The sequence below is a fragment of the Pseudomonas sp. TE31087 genome, assembly GCF_057284075.1.
The window spans coordinates 4,683,247-4,703,965 of sequence record NZ_JBXVNN010000001.1 but is presented as its reverse complement, the minus strand read 5'-3'; the positions used below and the strand labels follow the sequence as shown (position 1 = coordinate 4,703,965).

15 protein-coding genes are annotated in these 20,719 nt (G+C 66.0%); 7 read left to right on the top strand and 8 right to left on the bottom strand.

All coding sequences use genetic code 11. The features are described from left to right. Positions 1–79: 79 nt before the first annotated feature. From ACZ899_RS21155 to ACZ899_RS21135, 5 genes are all read left to right on the top strand, one after another. Positions 80–598 (top strand): RNA polymerase sigma factor, encoded by a 519-nt coding sequence (locus tag ACZ899_RS21155; RefSeq protein WP_234562727.1) that lies wholly within the window; start codon positions 80–82, stop codon positions 596–598. After that, on the top strand, positions 595–1,539 hold the full coding sequence (locus ACZ899_RS21150; protein ID WP_234562728.1) for a FecR domain-containing protein: 945 nt from the start codon (positions 595–597) through the stop codon (positions 1,537–1,539). The genes ACZ899_RS21155 and ACZ899_RS21150 overlap by 4 nt, the downstream gene beginning before the upstream one ends. 259 nt (positions 1,540–1,798) lie before the next feature. Then, positions 1,799–4,237, top strand: coding sequence for a TonB-dependent siderophore receptor (locus ACZ899_RS21145; RefSeq protein ID WP_234562729.1), 2,439 nt, complete (start codon positions 1,799–1,801; stop codon positions 4,235–4,237). Between the two features lie 116 nt (positions 4,238–4,353). Further along, a complete protein-coding gene (locus ACZ899_RS21140; RefSeq protein ID WP_234562823.1) occupies positions 4,354–5,466 on the top strand; it encodes a PepSY-associated TM helix domain-containing protein in 1,113 nt (370 codons plus the stop codon). Continuing rightward, the gene (locus ACZ899_RS21135) at positions 5,463–5,639 is read left to right on the top strand and encodes a DUF4175 domain-containing protein (RefSeq protein WP_232855045.1); all 177 of its coding nucleotides are present in this window, start codon (positions 5,463–5,465) and stop codon (positions 5,637–5,639) included. The genes ACZ899_RS21140 and ACZ899_RS21135 overlap by 4 nt, the downstream gene beginning before the upstream one ends. A gap of 185 nt (positions 5,640–5,824) precedes the next feature. On the opposite strand, the gene ACZ899_RS21130 is transcribed toward ACZ899_RS21135, so the two are convergent. The 8 genes from ACZ899_RS21130 to glnE all read right to left on the bottom strand — a co-directional run bounded on the left by ACZ899_RS21130 (position 5,825) and on the right by glnE (position 15,944). Further along, entirely contained in the window at positions 5,825–7,267 is a 1,443-nt protein-coding gene (locus tag ACZ899_RS21130; RefSeq protein WP_234562822.1) for a lipopolysaccharide kinase InaA family protein, read from the bottom strand. Then, a complete protein-coding gene (locus ACZ899_RS21125; RefSeq protein ID WP_203649805.1) occupies positions 7,267–8,019 on the bottom strand; it encodes a lipopolysaccharide kinase InaA family protein in 753 nt (250 codons plus the stop codon). Before ACZ899_RS21125 ends, ACZ899_RS21130 begins: the two co-directional genes overlap by 1 nt. Continuing rightward, positions 8,016–8,750 carry a lipopolysaccharide kinase InaA family protein gene (locus ACZ899_RS21120; protein WP_232855044.1) on the bottom strand — a complete coding sequence of 245 codons (735 nt, stop codon included), beginning with the start codon at positions 8,748–8,750 and terminating at the stop codon, positions 8,016–8,018. The genes ACZ899_RS21125 and ACZ899_RS21120 overlap by 4 nt, the downstream gene beginning before the upstream one ends. Further along, entirely contained in the window at positions 8,750–9,556 is an 807-nt protein-coding gene (gene rfaP, locus ACZ899_RS21115) for a lipopolysaccharide core heptose(I) kinase RfaP (protein WP_234562821.1), read from the bottom strand. The genes ACZ899_RS21120 and rfaP overlap by 1 nt, the downstream gene beginning before the upstream one ends. Continuing rightward, positions 9,553–10,677 carry a glycosyltransferase family 4 protein gene (locus ACZ899_RS21110; RefSeq protein WP_234562820.1) on the bottom strand — a complete coding sequence of 375 codons (1,125 nt, stop codon included), beginning with the start codon at positions 10,675–10,677 and terminating at the stop codon, positions 9,553–9,555. The genes rfaP and ACZ899_RS21110 overlap by 4 nt, the downstream gene beginning before the upstream one ends. Continuing rightward, the gene (waaC, locus tag ACZ899_RS21105; protein ID WP_234562819.1) at positions 10,677–11,735 is read right to left on the bottom strand and encodes a lipopolysaccharide heptosyltransferase I; all 1,059 of its coding nucleotides are present in this window, start codon (positions 11,733–11,735) and stop codon (positions 10,677–10,679) included. Before waaC ends, ACZ899_RS21110 begins: the two co-directional genes overlap by 1 nt. Continuing rightward, positions 11,736–12,785, bottom strand: a complete 1,050-nt coding sequence (gene waaF / locus ACZ899_RS21100) for a lipopolysaccharide heptosyltransferase II (RefSeq protein ID WP_234562818.1) — start codon at positions 12,783–12,785, stop codon at positions 11,736–11,738. It abuts the gene before it with no gap. Between the two features lie 225 nt (positions 12,786–13,010). Continuing rightward, complete coding sequence (gene glnE / locus ACZ899_RS21095; RefSeq protein WP_203649787.1) at positions 13,011–15,944, bottom strand: bifunctional [glutamate--ammonia ligase]-adenylyl-L-tyrosine phosphorylase/[glutamate--ammonia-ligase] adenylyltransferase; 2,934 nt, start codon at positions 15,942–15,944, stop codon at positions 13,011–13,013. A gap of 383 nt (positions 15,945–16,327) precedes the next feature. On the opposite strand from glnE, the gene aceE reads away from it, so the two are divergent. Next, on the top strand, positions 16,328–18,973 hold the full coding sequence (aceE, locus tag ACZ899_RS21090) for a pyruvate dehydrogenase (acetyl-transferring), homodimeric type (RefSeq protein ID WP_232855040.1): 2,646 nt from the start codon (positions 16,328–16,330) through the stop codon (positions 18,971–18,973). Positions 18,974–18,986: 13 nt separating this feature from the next. Further along, positions 18,987–20,621 (top strand): dihydrolipoyllysine-residue acetyltransferase, encoded by a 1,635-nt coding sequence (gene aceF, locus ACZ899_RS21085; RefSeq protein ID WP_234562817.1) that lies wholly within the window; start codon positions 18,987–18,989, stop codon positions 20,619–20,621. Positions 20,622–20,719: the final 98 nt, after the last annotated feature.

Sequence of the window (20,719 nt, the reverse complement as noted above, 5' to 3'; positions counted from 1 at the left end):
ATTGCGCCACCACCCCCGCCTCTGCCACAATCGCGAATAATTATCGTTAGTTAACGCATTCTTTCCCGGGGATCGCTTCTTGACGCCTGCGCACAGTCCACATGCCGAGCTGGTCGGAGCGCTGTATCGCGACCATCGCACCTGGCTGCTGGCCTGGTTGCAGCGCAGCACCGCCTGCCGTCAGCGCGCCGAAGACCTGAGCCAGGACACCTTCGTGCGCCTGCTCGGTCGCGAGCGCCTGGACGCCCCCCGCGAACCCCGCGCCTTCCTGGTCGCCGTGGCCAAGGGCCTGCTGTTCGACCACTTCCGCCGCGCCGCCCTCGAGCAGGCCTACCTCGCCGAGCTGGCCCTGCTGCCCGAGGCCGAACACCCGTCGCCCGAGCAGCAGCACCTGATCCTTGAGGACCTCAAGGCCATCGACTGCCTGCTGGGCAAGCTGTCGAGCAAGGCCCGCGCGGCCTTCCTGTTCAACCGCCTGGACGGCCTGGGCCACGCCGAGATCGCCGAGCGCCTCGGGGTGTCGGTGTCCCGCGTGCGCCAGTACCTCGCCCAGGGCCTGCGCCAGTGCTATGTCGCCCTCTATGGAGAGCCGACATGAACCAGGCCCCGGTTTCCAGCCAGGTGCTGGAAGCGGCCATCGCCTGGAAGCTGTGCCTGGACGAAGGTAGCGGTACCCCGGACGAACGCAACGAATTCATGCGTTGGCACGCCGCCCACGAGGAGCACGCCCGCGCCTGGTTGCAACTGGGCATGCTCGACCGGCGCGTCAACGCCGCCGCCGGCCCGGTGCGCCACACCCTGCTGCAATCACGGGCAGGGCTACGCCAGCGCCTTGGCGGCCTGGCCGGCATGCTGCTGCTCGGCGGGCTGCTCACCTGGGCCGCAGCGCCGACCCTGTCGCCGACCTACTGGCTGGCCGATCAGCGCACCGGCACCGGCGAGCTGCGCACCCTGCGCCTGGAGGACGGCACCTTGCTGAGCCTGAACAGCCAGAGCGCGGTGGACATCGATTTCCGCGGCGAGCAGCGGCTGATCGTGCTGCATCGTGGCGAAATCTCGGTGGAAACCGGCCACAAGGACAGCCGTCCGCTGCTGGTGCGCACCGAGGATGGCCGCCTGCGCCCGCTGGGCACGCGCTTCCTGGTCAAGCGCGAGGAGTCCGGCACGCGCCTGGAGGTGCTGCAGGCCTCGGTGGCCGCCAAGCCGCAGAACAGTGGCGACGAACAGGTGCTGCGCGAAGGCCAGCAGGTACTGATGAACGCCGACGGCCTGGGCCGGGTCGGCTCCGTGGCGGTCGGCAGCGATGCCTGGACCCGCGGCATGCTGGTGGTGGACAACGTGCGCCTGGCCGACCTGGTGGCCGCGCTCGGCCAGTACCGCAGCGGCCACCTGGGGGTCAGCGACGAGGTCGCCGACCTGCGCGTGAGCGGCAGCTTCCCGCTGACTGACACCGACCTGGCCCTGGCCTCGCTGCAGCCGGCGCTGCCGGTGAAGATCGAGCGGCATACGCCGTGGTGGGTGACCGTCTCCGCCAGATAAGCGCTGCGTGCCGCCCTTCGTGGGTAAACCCGCTCCCACAGGGATCGCGCCAGATTCTAAAAATTGAGCAAGACAGTTGCTCCCACAGGGAATGCATCAAACCTGTGGGAGCGGGTTTACCCGCGAAGAAGCCAAGGCGATATAGCGCTGAGCGCCGCTCGTGCCAACCCTGTCAGATATTTTTTCAAAAGACCCTGTCACTTTCCCAATCTCGCTCGGCAAGGAAGCAGTCAGCACTATTTCGTCGAGGAGCCGCTGCATGTCCCGTGCCGTTGATGCTTTGCTTCGCCCCAGCCTGATGGCCCTGGCCATCGGCCTGGCCGCACCGTTGGCCAGCACCACCCTGTTCGCCGCCGAACAGGCCGCCCTGCGTGCCTACGACTTGCCCAGCGCACCGCTGGCCAGCACCCTGAACCAGATCGCCAGCCAGGCCGGGATCGCCCTGGCGCTGGATCCGGCACTGGTCAGCGGGCGCAAATCGGCGCCGGTCAGTGGCCAGTACGACGCGGTCGGCGCCCTGCAGGCCGCCCTGCGCGATACCGGTCTGCAACTGCAGCAGAGCAGCGCCGGCAGCTACAGTCTGGTGGCGGTGAGCGAAGGCACCCTGGCGCTGCCGGAAACCAACATCAACGCCAACAGCAGCTTTGAGAGCGCCTGGGGCCCGGTGGAAGGCTACACCGCCAAGCGCACCGCCGCCGGCACCAAGACCGATACCGCGCTGGTCGAGGTCCCACGCTCCATTTCCGTCGCCACCCGCCAGCAGATGAGCGACCGCGGCGTGCAAAGCCTGGATGACGCGGTGAAGTACATGCCGGGTATCGTCTCGGCCAGTTTCGGCAGCGACACCCGCTATGACTGGATGCGCGTGCGCGGCTTCGAGCCGACCCAGTTCCTCGACGGCCTGCCCCTGCCCCGCGGCGTGTATGCCAACCCGAAAGCCGAAACCTGGAACCTCGACCGCCTTGCGCTGCTGCGTGGCCCGGCCTCGTCGGTGTATGGCCAGACCCCGCCCGGCGGTCTGCTGGACATGGTCAGCCGCCGCCCCCAGGCCGAGAGCAGCCACGAGATCCAACTGCAGTACGGCAGCGACAACCACCGCCAGATCAACTTCGCCAGCACCGGCAAGCTCGATGAGCAGGGCCAGTTCCTCTATGGCGTCAGCGGCGTGGTACGCGACAGCGGCACGCAGATCGACCATATCGATAACAAGCGCTACAACATCGCCCCGAGCCTGACCTGGAACATCGACGAAGATACCTCGCTGACCTTCCTCAGCCAGTTCACCCGCGACGACACCGGTGCCACCAGCCAGTTCTATCCGATACAAGGCACCAAGATCGACATGCCGTTCGGCAAGGTGTCCCGCCACAAGAACCTGGGTGACCCGGATTACGAATACTACGACCGCACCTATTACGCGCTGGGCTATGCCTTCGAACATCGTTTCAACGATGTCTGGCAGTTCCGCCAGAACGTGCGCTACACCAAGAGCGAGTTGTCATTCCAGACGCTCACCGTTGGTGCCTACTACCAACCCGGCGGCCCGGTGGACAGCGAGGGCAATGCCAGCCGCATGTCCACCAACGTCGATGAGGACATCAGCCAGTTCGCGCTCGACAACAACTTCCAGGCCGACTTCGCCACAGGCGATATCAGCCATACCGTGCTGATCGGCCTGGACCACCAGCGCACGGACTCCGACTTCCTCTCCATTTATGGCTTCAGCGACAACGTGCCGCCCACCAACGTCAACAACCCGGTGTATGGCTTGCCGATCACCCGTCCGGACCGCTCTTCGGCCTATCTGGACTACAACCAGAAAACCGTCCAGACCGGGCTCTACATCCAGGACCAGATGGCGCTCGACAAATGGCGCCTGACCCTGGGCGGGCGTGAGGACTGGGTGCATACCGGCACCACGTTCCTCAACAAGGGCAATGCCACCAACACCCAGCGTGACAAGCAGTTCAGCGGCAATGCGGCGCTCAGCTACGTGTTCGACTCGGGCTTTGTACCGTATCTGTCCTACGCCGAGTCCTTCCAGCCAAGCAGCGGTTCGAGCGCTGACATCGAGAAATCCTTCAAGCCAACCGAAGGCCAGCAATGGGAGTTGGGGGTGAAGTATCAACCGCCTGGCTCCAACACCTTGCTGTCGGCGGCAGTGTACGACCTCAAGCAGAAGAACGTGACCGTCACCAACAATGTGGGTGGGGTGCCCGTCTCCAGCCAGACCGGCGAGGTCAAGGTCCACGGCCTGGAGCTGGAAGCCGTCTCCGACGTCACCGACAACCTGAAAGTGATCGCCGCCTACACCCTGGCCAAGTCCGAAGTCCAGAAAGGGCAGTACAAAGGCAACCGCCTGCAACAGATGCCCAACCAGCAGGCCTCCCTGTGGACCGACTACACCTGGCATACCGGTGTGCTTGACGGCTTCGGCATTGGCCTGGGCGCACGCTACACCGGCAACCGCTACGGTGACGAAGCCAACACCTGGCTCGGCAAGAGCAAGGCCTACACGGTGTTCGACGCCGCCGTGCACTACGACCTGGGCCGCCTGGACAACAGCCTCAAGGGCGCCTCGGTGGCGATCAACGCCAGCAACCTGCTGAACAAGGACTACCTCTCGACCTGCGACGGCTACTACTGCTACTACGGCGACCAGCGCAGCGTCGTCGCCAGCGCTACCTACAAGTGGTAAACACCCATCGCGGGGCAAGTCGCATCGGCGCACCGCCGCTCCCACGCCGAGACAGAACGGCGTGGGAGCGGCGGTGCGCCGATGCGACTTGCCCCGCGATTGCGTAAGGAGCCGTGATGAAAAGCCAAACCATCCGCCGCTGGTCAGCGATCCACACCTGGAGCAGCCTGGTCTGCACGCTGTTCCTGTTGCTGCTCGCCCTCACCGGCCTGCCGCTGATCTTCCACCACGAGCTGGAGCACCTGCTCGGCGACGCGCCGCAACTGCGCGAGATGCCCGCCGACACCCCGCACCTGGATCTGCAGCAGCTGGTGCTCAAGGCCGAACAGCACCGCCCCGGCGAGGTGATGCAGTACTTCGGATACGAAGAGGACGAGCCCAACGGCGTGGTCACGATCATGGCCGCCACCGCCGGCACCCATCCCGACGACTCGCACACCTTCATGCTCGACGCGCGCACCGGCGAGGCCGTGGCCATGCCGGCAGCCAACGGCGGCTTTATGATGCTGATGCTGCGCCTGCACGTGGACATGTTCGCCGGGTTGCCCGGCAAGCTGCTGCTGGCGTTCATGGGGGTGCTGTTCATTGTCGCCATCGTCTCCGGCACCGTGCTCTACGCGCCGTTCATGCGCCGTCTGCGCTTCGCCACGGTCCGCCACGACAAGTCGCGGCGCCTGCGCTGGCTGGACCTGCACAACCTGATCGGCGTGGTCACCCTGACCTGGGCCCTGGTGGTCGGCGTCACCGGGGTGATCAGTGCCCTATCCGACCTGGTGATCGCCGCCTGGCGCAACGACAGCCTGGCGGCGATGGTCGCGCCGTATCGTGACGCACCGCCGCTCACCGAGCGCGCTCCGGCCACGCAGCTGCTGAAGATCGCCGAACAGGCCGCGCCTGGCATGCGCCCGGACTTCATCGCCTTCCCCGGCACACGCTTCTCCAGCGAGCACCACTACGCGGTGTTCATGAATGGCGCCACGAACCTGACCTCGCACCTGTTCACGCCGATCCTGATCGATGCGCGCACCCTGGAGGTGACCGCCGTGGGCGAACGCCCGTGGTACATGGACGCCATGGGCCTGTCGCAGCCCCTGCACTTCGGCGACTACGGCGGCCGGCCGATGCAGATCCTCTGGGCCGTGCTCGATGTGCTGACCATCATCGTGCTGGGCAGCGGCCTGTACCTGTGGTGGGGTAAGCAACGCAAGGCACGGGAGGTGCGGGCATGAGCCACAAGTCGCAAAGCACCCGCAGGATCTTCGCCTGGCCGGCGCTGATCGCCGTGCTCAGTGCGGCCGGGCTGTTTGCCGCACTGCTCGGGGATGGGATGTGGGATATGCTGGCCTGGGTGGGGCTGGGCGTTTCGGCCGGCCTGGGCCTGAGTGGGTTCTGGCGGCGGTAGGCAGCTCACATGGAACTGCACATGACTCATTGAATCAGCAGGGACCTGTAGGAGCGGCCTTGTGCCGCGAAAGGGCTGCGAAGCAGCCCCAGCAGACCATGTGGCGACTCTTGAGTCCTGGGGGCTGCTTCGCAGCCCTTTCGCGACACAAGGCCGCTCCTACAGGGATCGCTTCAACTGATCATTCAATCAGCCAACCGCGGCAACACCTGGTCCAGCCGCTGATGCAGCGCGCTGTCCCTCGGCCAGTTGCGCAGCAGCCGCGCCCGGTCCCGGGCGAAGGCCGGGGCGAAGCTGAGCTGGGTGGCGTGCTGGCACATGGCATCAAGGTCGATCAGCGACCATTGGCCGTCCTGCCAGAACAGGTTGTGGCCCTTGAAGTCGCCATGGCTGATACCCTCGCGGATCAGTTGCTGCATCACCCGAGCCAGGGCCTCGACCTGCTCGTCGGGCGCCTCGCCGCTTTCCACGTAGGGCGCGAAGCATTCGATCAGGTCCGGCCCGTCGGCGTACTCGGTTACCAGGTAGGCCGTGCTGCGCAGCCCCATCACCCGCTGCTCCAGCACCGCCAGGGGGCGAGGCGTGGCGATGTCGAGAAACCCCAGGCGGTGGCCTTCGATCCACGAATGCCAGGCCCGGCTTGGGCGCCAGAAGCGCTTGAACCAGTGGGCGGTGTTCTTGATGTTGTAGCGCTTGAGCACCAACTTGCGCCCGGCCACCTCGATACGCGCCACGCTGGCCGCGCCACCGGTCTTGTACAGATGCCCCTGGTCGATCAGCGTATCGGCCTGCTCCAGCACCGGGCGCATCGCCTCTACTTCGTTACGGCGAATCGCTCGCAGCCCGGACAGGTTGCGCTCGACGCTGAACAGGGTGCATTCGCGACCGGCCTTTTCCAGGTAATCCTTCAGGCGCCAGGCGCGCACCTTGTCCACCTGCTTGTGCAGCGCTTCCAGCGGCAGCGCGTGCTCGGCGTTGGCCAGCACATAGTGCACCAGCGCTTCCTCGATGAACGGCTCCAGGCGTTTGGGCAACTGGGCGAAGAACACCCCGAGGTTTTCCAGCACGCGCTGGCGCGACAGCTGCTGACCGGGGGTCTCGGCCTTGATGCCGGCGCCGTCGATCAGGTACAGCTGGCCGTCCTGGCGCAGCAGGTTGTCCAGGTGCAGGTCCTCCTGCCACAGGCCCTTGGCGTGCATCTGCGCCACGGCGGTGAGGGCCTCGCCCAGCACCAGGTGCTGCTCGTCGGCCAGCATCGGCAATTGCTCCACCCGGGCCCAGGCGTCGCCCAGGCTTTCGGCATGGTCGAGGTATTCGAACAATACCCAGCCGCCCTCGCCTTCCTTCAGGCCATCGGCCAGCAGGCGTGGGGTGGTCAGGCCTTGTTCGGCCATCAGCAGGGCACCATCGCGCTCGCGCTGGAAGTGCCGGGCGGCATTGCCGCCGACCAGCAGCTTGGCCAGCACCTTGGTGCCACGCCAGATACCCGCGCCGACATAACGCTGGCCCGGCAGCACGCGCAACAGGTTGAGCAGCTGCAGGTCGGCGCTGCCCGCGGCGTCGGCGAGGGTGACGGTCAGCGGCAGGCTCGGGCTGCGCCCGGCCGCCTTCAATTCGCTCAGGCGCATCAGCGGGCCTCTTTGTGACGACGGCGTTGGGTCAGGCGTTGCAGCCAGGTGGATACCAGGGCGCTGTCCGCCGGCTGCTCCAGGTAGGCCGCCAGCAGCACGCGCACGTCCGCTTCGTCCCAGGCCCGGGCGCGGCGCAGCAACGGCTCCAGGTCCTTGACCCGGTCGCGCATGCCGAACAGCAGCGGACGGGTCTTTTCCAGGTCGATCAGCTGGGCCTGCCAGCCCTCGCGGCGCTCACGCAGGAAGATGTGCTTGGGGTAGAAGCAGCCGTGCATCTGCCCGGCGCCGTGCAGGGTGCGGGCCAGCCGCCCACAGGCCTGGAGGATCGCCTGGCGCTGCGGCGCGTCCATCTGCGCCCAACGGCCGAGCAGTTGCTCGAGGTCGGTCCACTCGTCCAGCGCCCGGGTCATGAGGATCGCCCGGTGCTCGCCAGCTTGCTTGCGCTCGCCATAGAACACCGCCTGCAGGGCGGGGATGTCGAGCTTCTGGTAGCGGCTGATGTTGCGAAACTCGCGGGCGAAGGTCGGCTCGCCGAAGGGCCGCTGCAGGCTGCGGGTGAAGTAGTCGCTCTGGCGCTTGAGGTAGAAACCCTTGCCCTCGAGCTCCAGGCGGAACACGCTGCTCCAGCCGCCACGGCCGGTATTGGGTTCGTCCACGGCGTCCAGCTGCAGGGCCCACAGCGCCTCGAAGTCGCTCAGCCCGTGCCGTTGCAGCAGCGCCTGGTCGGCACTGGCCAGGTAATCGGTCATTCCCTTCCCTCGAAAAAGCCCAGCACCTGGCGAATGCGCTTCTTGTCACGGGCGTTCAGACGCGCGTGTCCGCGGTATTGCAGGTAGAAGCGCAGGCGCTGGGTCGCCGACAGGTGGTACTTGGCCACCTTGTCCAGGCACGCCAGATCCTTGATCAGCCTGTGGCGCAGCATGAAGCCGCGCCAGAAGTCGCCGGTCGGGCAGTCGATGAAGAATAGCGTGCCCTGGTCGTCGACCAGCAGGTTGCGCCATTTCAGGTCGTTGTGGGCGAAATGATGATCGTGCATCACCCGGGTGTGGCGTGCCAGCTGGCGGCTGACGTGATCGACCCAGGCGCTGTCGCGCAGACGCGGATCATTGCGTTCGGCCAACGCCGAGAGGTCCTCGGTGCGCGGCAGTTCGCGGGTGATCATTGCCCCGCGGCCAAAGGCCAGGCCCTGGCGCTCGAGCCCCCAGGCGACCACATCGGCGGTGGGGATGCCCCACTTGGCGAACTGCTTGAGGTTCTGCCACTCGGCCTTGACCCGCGGCCGACCCAGGTAGCGGCGCATGTGCTTGCCGGCGCCGGTGTAGCGTTTGACGTAGTAGTTGACGCCATCGCGCTCGATGCGGATGACCTCGCTCAGCGGGTCGCGGGTCAGGCGTTCGCCCTGGATGGCGAACACCGCGTCGACACTGCCGAAATCGGCCGCCAGGTGCGCATACTCGGGCGCCAGGTTCCAGCTCGCCATCAGAGTGCGTCCCCGTAACGTTGCTTGCGGTCGTAGAGTTTCTGCGCCTTGCGCTCCAGCCAGGCGAGTAGCGCGGCTTCGTCCTTGAGCACCTGGCGCAACGGGCGCTGGAAGTAGCCGCGCAGGAAGCGCAGCTTGTCGCGGCGGGTCAGGCCGATGTCCAGGGCCGAGAAATACAGGGCGGCCAGGTCCTTGTCGCGCCAGCGACGGGTGATCTTCGCCCGGGTCTGGGCGCGGTGCAGGTCGATCACCGACAGTTTGAAGTCGTCCGGCGTCACCGGGCGGTCGGTGTGCAGCAGGAAGTGGCAGATGTAACAGTCGCGGTGGTTGACCCCTGCGCGGTGCATGCCGCCGGTCATCTTCGCCACTTCGGCGATCAGCGCGCGCTTCAGGCGCGGCGCTGGCGGCTGCTTGACCCAGTCGATGCTGAAGTCTTCCAGGCTGACGGTGGGCGCCAGCTCCTCGGTAACGATGAACGAGTGCTGGGTGGCCGGGTTGCTGCCACGCTCGCCGTAGGCCACTGCGGTCATGGTCGGCACACCGGCTTCATGCAGGCGCTGGATGGCCCGCCATTCCTGGCCGGCGCCGAGCACCGGCAGCTTGGCGCTGAACAGGTTCTTGAAGATCTCGCCCCAGCCGATGCCGCGGTGGATCTTGACGAAGAAGCCCGCGCCATCGACCTCGGTGCGCAGGGTGCGACGGCCTTCCAGCTCGCGGTACACCTCGCCCTGCAGGGCCTCGACGGCCTCGAAGGGATCGCGCCCGGCCCACAGGCGCTTGAACGGTTCGGCCAGTATCAGCTTCATGCGGTCTCCTGACCGAGGATCACATCGGCGGCACGCTGCGGCATGCTGTACAGGTCGGCGGTCTCGGCGAAGGCCACACCGTTGTCCGACCAGGCCGCGCGGGCCCCGGCGTCTTCGAGCATGCGTTGCAGGTAGCGGTTCAGCTGCTCCTGCTCGAACGGCTCGTCCAGCACCAGGCCGCTATCGGCCTCGGCGATGTAGTGGGCATAGCCGCAAACCTTCGACACCAGCACCGGCAGGCCGGCGACCAGCGCCTCAAGCAGCACGGTGCCGGTGTTCTCGTTGTAGGCCGGGTGGATCAGCAGGTCGGCACCGAGCAGGAAACGCGGAATATCGCTGCGCCCCTTGAGGAACTGCACCTGCTCGCCCAGGCCGAGCGCCGTGCTCTGCACCTGGAACAGCTTGGGATCGTCCTGGCCGATGACCATCAGCCTGGTACGCTTGCGCAGGGCTGACGGCAACGCCGCCAGGGCCTTCAGGCTGCGGTCCACGCCCTTGGTCTTGAAGCCCGAGCCGATCTGCACCAGCAGCAGCTCGTCGTCGGCCAGGCCGAACTCCTGGCGGAAATCAGCGCGAATGGCCGCGGCGTCGGCCGGACGGCGGCGGTCCTGGGAAATGCCCGGCGGCAGCAGGTGGAAGCGCGCCTCGGGGGTGCCGTAGTGCTTGATGAACAGCGGCTGCTGCACCTCGGAGATCATCAGGATCTCGGTACGCGCATCCTCCGCGAACACCGCCCGCTCGTACTCAGCGAAATGGCGGTAGCGACCCCAGCGGCGGTACAGGCCGCCGCGCAGGGTCTGGGCCTTGTCCTCGAAACAGCCGTCGGCGGCGTAGTAGACATCCAGGCCGGGCATCTTGTTGAAACCGATCAGGCGATCGACCGGGCGCTTGGCCAGGTCGGCTTCCATCCAGGCGCTGAGCTTCTCGTTGCGGCGGTGGTTGAACAGCGCCTTGACCGGCGCCACCAGCACCTCGAAGCCCGGCGGAATGTCACCTTCCCAGATCAGCGTGTACACGCGGATCTGATGGCCGCGCTTCTGGCACTCGAGGGCGATGCGCATGAAATCGCGCTGCAGCCCGCCAAAGGGGAAATACTTGTAGAGCACAAAAGCCAGTTGCATCAACGAACATCCTCAGCCAGCAGCAGCGCGCTCAAGCGGCCCGCCACATGCTCGGGATTCAGGCGAGTGAAGCACAGCGGCCACTCGCGTTTGAGATCGAACCGACGCAGGTCCTCCGCGCTCGGTTTGTAGGTGCACTTCTTCTGCAGGCACGGGGCGCAGGGGAAGTTGCTCGCCTGGTGGATCTGGGCGCGTCCGTAGGCGCCAGTCAGACCAGGGTTGGTCGGGCCGAACAGCGAGATGGTCGGCACATCCAGGGCAGCGGCCAGGTGGCCGAGGCCGGTGTCCACCGCCACGCAGGCCTTGGCCGCCGCGAGCACGCGGGCGACGCCGGCCAGATTCAACTTGGGGAGCACCTGGCAGTTGTTCAAGCCTTGGGCGATGCGCTCGGCGCGGGCCTTTTCCGCCGGGTTGCCCCACGGCAGCATCACCTGCAGCTTGCGCCGGCCCATGCGCTCGGCCAGCTCGCGCCAGTAGGCCTCCGGCCAGTGCTTGGTGGCCCAGGTGGTGCCGTGCAGGAACACCACGTAGGGTGCGGCCGGCGGCAGTTGCAGGCGGTTGAGGTCCAGGCCGTAGTCGCCCAGCCCTTCCGGCAGGTCGTAGGCCAGGGCCAGGGCGAACAGCTGGCGCACGCGCTCCACGGCGTGCTGGCCGACGGCGACCGACAGACGCCGGTCGTAGAAGCGGCTGGCCCAGCCCTCGCGGGCCGAGTAACGGTCCAGGCCGGCCACCGGCGCTTTCACGTAGCGCGTCAGCCAGGCCGACTTGACCAGGCCCTGGGCGTCGATCACCAGGTCGTACTTGTGTTCGCGCAGGCGTTGCTTGAACGCCTTCCACTCGCCGCTCTTGAGCGTCTGCCAGAGATTCTTGCGCCAGCGGCGGATCGCCACCGGGATCACCCGGTCGACCGCCGGATGCCAGCTGGGAATCTCGGCGAAGCCTTCTTCCACCACCCAGTCGAAACGGATGCCGGGGATGGCGTGGGCGGCGTCGGTAAGCGCCGGCAGGGTGTGGATGACATCGCCCAGCGACGAGGTCTTGATGATCAGTACCCGCACTCAGTCGACCTCGGCCACGGTATCGATCAGGTTCGGCCCGCCCAGGCCCCGCAGCGCGGCGATGACCTTGGCCGGCTCCAGCAGGCGCAGGCAGTTGTAGTGGCCAAAGCGGCAGGTGCGCTCGAAGCACGGGCTGCACTCGATACCGGTGCGCACCACCTCCACCTGGTCGGCCAGCGGCGGGGTGAAGCCCGGCGAAGTCGAGCCGTACACCGCCACCAGCGGGCGGTTGAGGGCGGCGGCCACATGCATCAGGCCCGAGTCGTTGGACACCACCGCATCGGCGCAGGACATCAGGTCGATGGCCTCGGCCAGCGAGGTTTCACCCGCCAGGTTGCAGGACTCCTCGCGCAGCCCGGGGATCAGCCGGTCGCGGATCTGCTCGCCCACCGGGTGATCGTTCTTCGAGCCGAACAGCCACACCTGCCAGCCCTGGCGGATCATCGCGTCGGCCACCTCGGCGTAATGCTCGGCCGGCCAGCGCTTGGCCTCACCGAACTCGGCGCCAGGGCACAGCGCCAGCACCGGACGGTCCAGCGCCAGGCCGAACTTGGCCAGGGCCGCTTCGCGGCTGGCGGCTTCGATCTGCAGGCTCGGGCGCGGGTAAGGCTTGGGCAGCTCGGCATCCGCTGCGTAGGCAAGAGCCATGAAGCGCTCGATCATCAGCGGATAGCGGGCCTTGTCCAGCTTGCGCACGTCGTTGAGCAGCAGGTAGCGCATCTCGCCGCGCCAGCCGGTACGCTTGGGGATACCGGCGAAATACGGCACCAGCGCCGACTTGAGCGAGTTGGGCAGCAGGATCGCCTGGTCGTACTGGCCGGCCAGCGACTTGCCGATGCGCCGGCGCGTGGCCAGCTCCAGCGCGCCGTGGCCGAGCGGGAAGCTCAGGGCCTGGCGCACCTCGGGCATGCGCTCGAGGATCGGCCGGCTCCACTCGGGGGCCAGGACGTCGATCACGCAGTCGGGGTGCTGCTGTTTGAGGCACTGGAACAGGGTCTGCGCCATCACCATGTCGCCGACCCAGCTGGGGCCAATGATCAGTATTCTCATGCTTTATCCAGAAACATTCGGGGAGGCTGCAGGCTGCGCTACAACCTGGCCTCCCCTCTTTATATTCAGGCTATGTGGCGGACAGTGTACCACCGGTGGTGAGGCATGAACCTTTGGGGCTGCTTTGCAGCCCTTTCGCGGCACAAGGCCGCTCCTACAGGGAACGCAATCCCTTGTAGGAGCGGCCTTGTGCCGCGAAAGGGCCGCACAGCGGCCCCAACAATTTCAAGTCAGACCCAGTCCACCCCAGATCCGCCTTACCTCACGACGCTCATCGACAAACTGCGCCGCATCGATCACCCCGGCCTGCTTCTGCAGGGCCTGACGGTGCGACGCCGAACGGAACGCCTTGTACACCTCGCGCAGCAGCACGGCGTCGGCGGCGGACATCAGCCCGGCCTGTTCCAGCTCTTCGAGGATGCGGATGTTGTCGGTCCAGCGCAGTATGGCCGGATGGTCGTGGGACCAGGCCAAAGCGGCGTATTGCACCATAAATTCGATATCCACGATACCGCCGGCATCCTGCTTGATATCGAACGACTGGCCGGCCTCGAAGGCGTTGCCCGCAGTGCCGGCAGCAGTGGCCTTGGTGCCCAGGTTGTCGCGCATCTTGGCGCGCATTTCGCTGACTTCTACGCGCAGCTTGTCGAGGTCGCGAGGCTGGCCGAGGACCTGCGCCCGCACCGCCTCGAAGGCCGTGGCCACCTGCTTGCAACCCACCAATACGCGGGCCCGCACCAGGGCCTGGTGCTCCCAGGTCCAGGCCTCGTTCTGCTGGTAGCGCTCGAAGGCGCCCAGCGAGCTGACCAGCAGCCCCGAGGCGCCGGAGGGGCGCAGGCGCATGTCCACGTCGTAAAGCTGGCCGGAGTTGGTCTGGGTGGTCAGCAGGTGGATGATGCGCTGGCCCAGGCGGGTGTAGAACTGCGCGCTGTCGATGGGTTTGGCGCCGTCGGTTTCAGCGTTCGGATCGCCATCGTGGATGAACACCAGGTCCAGGTCCGAACCATGGCCCAGCTCCAGGCCGCCGACCTTGCCGTAGCCGACAATGATGAAGCCCGGGTCGCACAGGCTGCCGTCGCTGCGCTTGGGCTGGCCGTGGCGCGCCACGGTCTGGCGCCAGGCCAGGGCCAGCACCTGGTCGAGAATCGCCTCGGCCAGCCAGGTCAGGTAGTCGCTGACCTTCATCAACGGCAGGTTGCCGCTGATCTCCGAGGCGGCCACGCGCAGGTTGTGGGCCAGCTTGAAGTGGCGCAGGGCCTCCATCTGCTGCTCCAGGTCGTCCTCGGGAATGCGCGTCAGGCGCTCGCGCAGCTCGGCGGCCAGCTCTGGCGCCAGCGGCGGGCTGAACAACCGGCCTTCGTTGAGCAATTCGTCGAGCAGCAGCGGGTAGCGGGCCATCTGCTCGGCGATCCACGGGCTGGCGGCGCACAGGGTCAGCAGGCGGCGCAGGGCACCAGGGTTCTCGGTGAGCAGCACCAGGTAGGCCGAGCGCCGCGCCACGGCCTCGACCAATGGCAGCACCCGCTCCAGCACCAGGTCGGGGTTGTCGTGCTCGACCGCCTGGGCCAGCAGCCGCGGAATGAAGGCGTCCAGGCGCTCGCGACCGATACGCTGCATCGAGCGCAGGGTCGGGCTGGCCCGCAGCGCGGTCAGGCGGCGCAGGGCCTCGGCCGGCTGGCGGAAGCCGGCCTCCTCGAGCTGGCGGGAGGCCGCGTCTTCATCCTGGGCCTGCTCCCACAGCGGCGACCACTCGCCGCCGACCACCAGTTCGCCTTCGGTTTCGTCCTCATCCGGGTCGGCGATGACCTGGCGGAAATGCCAGTCGATGCGCCCACGCCAGTGCATCAATTGGCCGTGGAAGCTGTCCCAGTCGGCAAAGCCGAGCATGTAGGCGATACGCTCGCGGTCGGTCGGATCGTCCGGCAGCATCTGGGTCTGGCGGTCGGCGATGGCCTGGATCGCGTGCTCGGTGTAGCGCAGGAACTCATAGCCGTCGCGCAGCTCGGCGACCACGGCCGGCGGCAGGTAGCCCTGCCCTTCCAGGGTGGTCAGCACCTTGAGCAACGGCCGCTGCTGCAGGCTCAGGTCGCGCCCGCCGTGAATCAGCTGGAACGCCTGGGCGATGAATTCCACCTCGCGAATGCCGCCGGCACCGAGCTTGATGTTGTCGGCCATGCCCTTGCGCCGCACTTCCTGCTGGATCAGCTGCTTCATGGTGCGCAGCGCCTCGATGGCGGAGAAGTCCAGGTAGCGCCGGTAGACGAACGGCCGCAGCATCTCCTGCAACTGCGCGCCGGCTACCTGATCACCGGCGACCACCCGCGCCTTGATCATGGCATAGCGCTCCCAGTCGCGCCCCTGGTCCTGGTAGTACTGCTCCAGGGCATTGAAGCTGAGCACCAGCGCGCCGGCCGAGCCATAGGGGCGCAGGCGCATGTCGACGCGGAACACGAAGCCGTCGACGGTGACCGGGTCGAGCGCCTTGATCAGGCGCTGTCCCAGGCGGGTGAAGAACTCCTGGTTGTCCAGCGAGCGCTTGACCCCTTCGGTTTCGCCGCCCTCGGGGAAGGCGAAGATCAGGTCGATGTCGGATGACAGGTTCAGCTCCACCGCGCCCAGCTTGCCCATGCCCAGCACCACCAGGTGCTGGGGCTGGCCGCTGCGGTTGCCGATGGGCGTGCCGAACTGCTGGCAGTGGCGCGGGTACAGCCATTGATAAGCTTCGTCGATGCTGGCGTCGGCCAGGTCGGACAGGTCGCGGCAGGTTTCGGGCAACGCGGCCTGGCGGGTAATGTCGCGCCAGATGATGCGCAGTTGCTGGCGGTTGCGCTCGCGGCGCAGGTTGCGCGCCAGTTCGTCCTCGTTCTGGGCAGCCTGGGCCACGGCGTTGATCTGCGCGCGCAATTGGCCAGGCGCGAACGCCTGGTCCATCGCGCCGCTGGCCAGCAGTTCGAACAGCATCGTCGGATCACGCTGGGCCTGGGCCAGGACGAAGTCGCTGGCGGCGGCGACCTGGTCGAACTGGCGGCGGTGCTCGGCGCTCAGGCTGTCCAGGGCCAGGCCAGGATGACTTGCCAGGGCATCGCGCAGGAATTGCTGGTTGCGAGCGACCAGCGGTTGGAGGGCGGCAGGCAGATCGAGCGGCAAAGGCAGGCGCATGGTCTATCCTTGATCGGCGTGAAAGAGAGCGGTTGCAGAGGTCAAACGGGGGTTGGACCACGGTTGGACTGTCGTACAAAAGTTGGAAATAGCTGAAATAATCAAAAATTTGGCAAAACCCATCAAGATTCACCTGCCATCGACACACCGCCAACCAACATGAACGTTTTTCCCCACAACCCGGGATGCGACCAAACGTCGCATTTGTGTAGTTTTACTACTACTCATGACCTGCCAAAGCATGAAATGAGAAAGCATTTGTAGTAAAACTACACCGCGCCGGATGACTGTCCGGTAATCCAAGAATTCACGACGTCTGCCCATAAGGCCAGTCGCAAACTCAGGCCATCGATTCTGGTGGCCTTTCCGCCCTGGAGCAAGCCATGCAAGACCTCGATCCAATCGAAACCCAGGAATGGCTGGATGCCCTGGAGTCGGTCCTCGACAAAGAAGGCGAAGACCGCGCTCATTACCTGATGACCCGTATGGGCGAGCTGGCCACCCGTAGTGGCTCCCAGCTGCCGTATGCCATCACCACGCCGTACCGCAACACCATCCCTGTCACCCACGAAGCACGCATGCCTGGCGACCTGTTCATGGAACGCCGCATCCGCTCGATGGTGCGTTGGAACGCCCTGGCCATGGTCATGCGCACCAACCTGAAAGACTCGGACCTGGGCGGACACATCTCCAGCTTCGCCTCCAGCGCCACCCTGTACGACATCGGCTTCAACTACTTCTTCCAGGCCCCGACCGACGAACACGGCGGCGACCTGATCTTCTTCCAGGGCCACGCTTCGCCAGGCGTCTACGCCCGCGCCTTCATGGAAGGCCGCATCAACGAAGAGCAGATGAACAACTTCCGTCAGGAAGTGGACGGCAAAGGCCTGTCTTCGTACCCGCACCCGTGGCTGATGCCTGACTTCTGGCAGTTCCCGACCGTATCGATGGGCCTGGGCCCGATCCAGGCGATCTACCAGGCACGCTTCATGAAGTACCTGGAAGCCCGTGGCTTCATCCCGGCCGGCAAGCAGAAGGTCTGGTGCTTCATGGGCGACGGCGAGTGCGACGAGCCGGAATCCCTGGGCGCGATCGCCCTGGCCGGCCGCGAGAAGCTGGACAACCTGATCTTCGTCATCAACTGCAACCTGCAGCGCCTCGACGGCCCGGTTCGCGGCAACGGCAAGATCATCCAGGAACTCGAAGGCGTGTTCCGAGGCGGTGGCTGGAACGTCAACAAAGTCGTCTGGGGCCGTTTCTGGGACCCACTGCTGGCCAAGGACACCAACGGTGCCCTGCAGCGCCGCATGGACGAGGTCATCGACGGCGAGTACCAGAACTACAAAGCCAAAGATGGCGCGTACGTTCGTGAAAACTTCTTCAACACCCCAGAGCTCAAGGCCATGGTCGAAGACCTGTCCGACGACGAGATCTGGAAGCTCAACCGTGGCGGCCACGACCCGTACAAGGTCTACGCGGCGTACCACCAGGCCGTGAACCACAAAGAGCAGCCGACCGTCATCCTGGCCAAGACCATCAAGGGTTACGGTACCGGTGCCGGCGAAGCCAAGAACACCGCGCACAACACCAAGAAGGTCGACGTCGACAGCCTGCGTCACTTCCGTGACCGCTTCGACATCCCGGTCAAGGATGCGGATCTGGAGAACCTGCCGTTCTTCAAGCCGGAAGAAGGTTCCGCCGAAGCCAAGTACCTGGCCGAACGCCGTGCCGCCCTGGGCGGTTTCGTGCCACAGCGCCGCGCCAAGAGCTTCAGCGTGCCAACCCCGCCACTGGAAACGCTGAAAGCGATCCTGGACGGCTCGGGCGACCGCGAAATCTCCACCACCATGGCCTTCGTGCGCATCCTGGCGCAGCTGGTCAAGGACAAGGACATCGGCCAGCGCATCGTCCCGATCATCCCGGACGAAGCCCGTACCTTCGGTATGGAAGGCATGTTCCGCCAGCTTGGCATCTACTCGTCGGTCGGCCAGCTCTACGAGCCAGTCGATAAAGACCAGGTGATGTTCTACCGCGAGGACAAGAAGGGCCAGATCCTCGAGGAAGGCATCAACGAAGCCGGCGCCATGTCGTCGTTCATCGCTGCCGGTACCTCGTACAGCTGCCACAACCAGCCGATGCTGCCGTTCTACATCTTCTACTCGATGTTCGGCTTCCAGCGCATTGGCGACCTGGCCTGGGCCGCCGGCGACAGCCGCACCCGTGGCTTCCTGATCGGCGGTACCGCTGGCCGTACCACCCTCAACGGTGAAGGCCTGCAGCACGAAGACGGTCACAGCCACATGATGGCGGGCACCATCCCGAACTGCCGCACCTACGATCCGACCTACGGCTACGAGCTGGCGGTGATCATCCAGGACGGCATGAAGAAGATGACCGAAGAGCAACAGGACATCTTCTACTACATCACCGTGATGAACGAATCCTACCAGCAGCCTGCCATGCCGGCCGGTGTCGAGGAAGGCATCATCAAGGGCATGTACCTGCTGGAAGAAGACACCCGCGAAGCCGCGCACCACGTACAGCTGATGGGCTCCGGCACCATCCTGCGCGAAGTCCGCGAGGCCGCGAAGATCCTGCGTGAAGAGTTCAACGTCGGCGCCGACGTGTGGAGCGTCACCAGCTTCAACGAACTGCGTCGCGACGGCCTGGCCGTGGAACGCGCCAACCGCCTCAAGCCTGGCCAGAAGCCTCAGCAGACCTACGTCGAAGAGTGCCTGGCCGGTCGCAAGGGCCCGGTCATCGCCTCCACCGACTACATGAAGCTGTTCGCCGAGCAGATTCGCCAGTGGGTGCCGAGCAAAGAGTTCAAGGTCCTGGGTACCGACGGTTACGGTCGCAGCGACAGCCGCAAGAAGCTGCGTCACTTCTTCGAAGTCGACCGCCACTTCGTGGTGCTGGCTGCCCTGGAAGCCCTGGCTGACCGTGGCGAGATCGAACCCAAGGTTGTGGCTGACGCCATCGTCAAGTTCGGCATCGATCCGGACAAGCGCAACCCACTGGACTGCTGAGGAGTATTTTTAAGTGAGCGAACTCATTCGCGTACCTGACATCGGCAGCGGTGAAGGTGAAATCATCGAGCTGTTCGTCAAGGTCGGTGACCGTATCGAGGCTGACCAGAGCCTGCTGACCCTGGAGTCCGACAAGGCCTCCATGGAGATCCCCGCGCCGAAGGCCGGTGTGGTCAAGGAACTGAAGGTCAAGCTGGGCGATCGCCTGAAAGAAGGCGACGAGCTGCTGGTCCTGGAAGTCGAGGGCGCCGCTGCGGCGCCTGAGGCTCCGGCCGCCGCCGCCCCGGCTCCAGCTGCTGCCGCTCCAGCGCCGGCCGCTGAAGCCGCACCTGCGCCTGCCGCAGCCCCGGCTGCCGCCAGCGTGCAGGACATCCACGTGCCGGACATCGGCTCGTCGGGCAAGGCCAAGATCATCGAAGTGCTGGTCAAGGTCGGCGACACCGTCGAAGCCGACCAGTCGCTGATCACCCTGGAGTCCGACAAGGCCTCCATGGAGATCCCGTCGCCTAGCGCCGGCGTGATCGAAGCCGTGCTGTGCAAGCTGGAAGACGAAGTCGGCACCGGCGATCTGATCTTCAAGATCAAGGCCGCAGGCGCCGCCCCTGCAGCAGCGCCGGCTCCGGCCGCTGCTGCTCCGGCTGCCGCTGCTGCCCCAGCCGCTGCACCTGCCGCCGCTCCAACTGCTGCACCTGCTCCAGCGCCGGTCGCCACCGCGCCGGCCGCCGGCAGCAACGCCAAGGTCCATGCCGGCCCTGCCGTTCGCCAACTGGCCCGTGAATTCGGCGTCGACCTGGGCGCTGTTGCCGCCACCGGTCCGCACGGCCGTATTCTGAAGGAAGACGTGCAGGTCTACGTCAAGGCCATGATGCAGAAGGCCAAGGAAGCTCCAGCCGCCGGTGCTACCGGTGGTGCCGGCATCCCGCCGATCCCTGCCGTGGACTTCAGCAAGTTCGGTGAAGTGGAAGAAGTGGCCCTGACCCGCCTGATGCAGGTCGGTGCCGCCAACCTGCACCGCAGCTGGCTGAACGTGCCGCACGTGACCCAGTTCGACTCCGCCGACATCACCGAGCTGGAAGCCTTCCGCGTCGCGCAGAAGGCCGTGGCCGAGAAAGCGGGCGTCAAGCTGACCGTGCTGCCACTGCTGCTCAAGGCCTGCGCCTTCCTGCTCAAGGAACTGCCGGACTTCAACAGCTCGCTGGCGCCAAGCGGCAAGGCGATCATCCGCAAGAAGTACGTGCACATCGGCTTCGCCGTGGACACCCCGGACGGTCTGCTGGTCCCGGTGATCAAGAACGTCGACCAGAAGAGCCTGCTGCAACTGGCTGCCGAAGCTGCCGCGCTGGCCGAGAAAGCCCGCACCAAGAAGCTTTCGGCCGACGAGATGCAGGGCGCCTGCTTCACCATCTCCAGCCTCGGCCACATTGGCGGCACCGGCTTCACGCCGATCGTCAACGCGCCTGAGGTGGCGATCCTCGGTGTGTCCAAGGCGACCATGCAGCCGGTCTGGGACGGCAAGGCCTTCCAGCCGAAGCTGATGCTGCCACTGTCGCTGTCCTACGATCACCGTGTGATCAACGGCGCCGCCGCCGCGCGCTTCACCAAGCGCCTGGGCGACGTGCTGGGCGATATCCGCACCATGCTGCTGTAACGCAGCACGCTGCCCCTCCCTAGAGGGGCAGCCCCGTTTTCGAGCTGCCACGCTCGTACCTCAACCCCGCCAATTGGCGGGGCTTTTTTTTGCCTGGG

Coding starts and splice junctions, on each gene's coding strand:
- ACZ899_RS21150 (WP_234562728.1), top strand. CDS start 595: ATGAACCAGGCCCCGGTTTCCAGCCAGGTGCTGGAAGCGGCCATCGCC.
- ACZ899_RS21145 (WP_234562729.1), top strand. CDS start 1,799: ATGTCCCGTGCCGTTGATGCTTTGCTTCGCCCCAGCCTGATGGCCCTG.
- ACZ899_RS21140 (WP_234562823.1), top strand. CDS start 4,354: ATGAAAAGCCAAACCATCCGCCGCTGGTCAGCGATCCACACCTGGAGC.
- ACZ899_RS21135 (WP_232855045.1), top strand. CDS start 5,463: ATGAGCCACAAGTCGCAAAGCACCCGCAGGATCTTCGCCTGGCCGGCG.
- ACZ899_RS21130 (WP_234562822.1), bottom strand. CDS start 7,267: ATGCGCCTGAGCGAATTGAAGGCGGCCGGGCGCAGCCCGAGCCTGCCG.
- ACZ899_RS21125 (WP_203649805.1), bottom strand. CDS start 8,019: ATGACCGATTACCTGGCCAGTGCCGACCAGGCGCTGCTGCAACGGCAC.
- ACZ899_RS21120 (WP_232855044.1), bottom strand. CDS start 8,750: ATGGCGAGCTGGAACCTGGCGCCCGAGTATGCGCACCTGGCGGCCGAT.
- rfaP (WP_234562821.1), bottom strand. CDS start 9,556: ATGAAGCTGATACTGGCCGAACCGTTCAAGCGCCTGTGGGCCGGGCGC.
- ACZ899_RS21110 (WP_234562820.1), bottom strand. CDS start 10,677: ATGCAACTGGCTTTTGTGCTCTACAAGTATTTCCCCTTTGGCGGGCTG.
- waaF (WP_234562818.1), bottom strand. CDS start 12,785: ATGAGAATACTGATCATTGGCCCCAGCTGGGTCGGCGACATGGTGATG.
- glnE (WP_203649787.1), bottom strand. CDS start 15,944: ATGCGCCTGCCTTTGCCGCTCGATCTGCCTGCCGCCCTCCAACCGCTG.
- aceE (WP_232855040.1), top strand. CDS start 16,328: ATGCAAGACCTCGATCCAATCGAAACCCAGGAATGGCTGGATGCCCTG.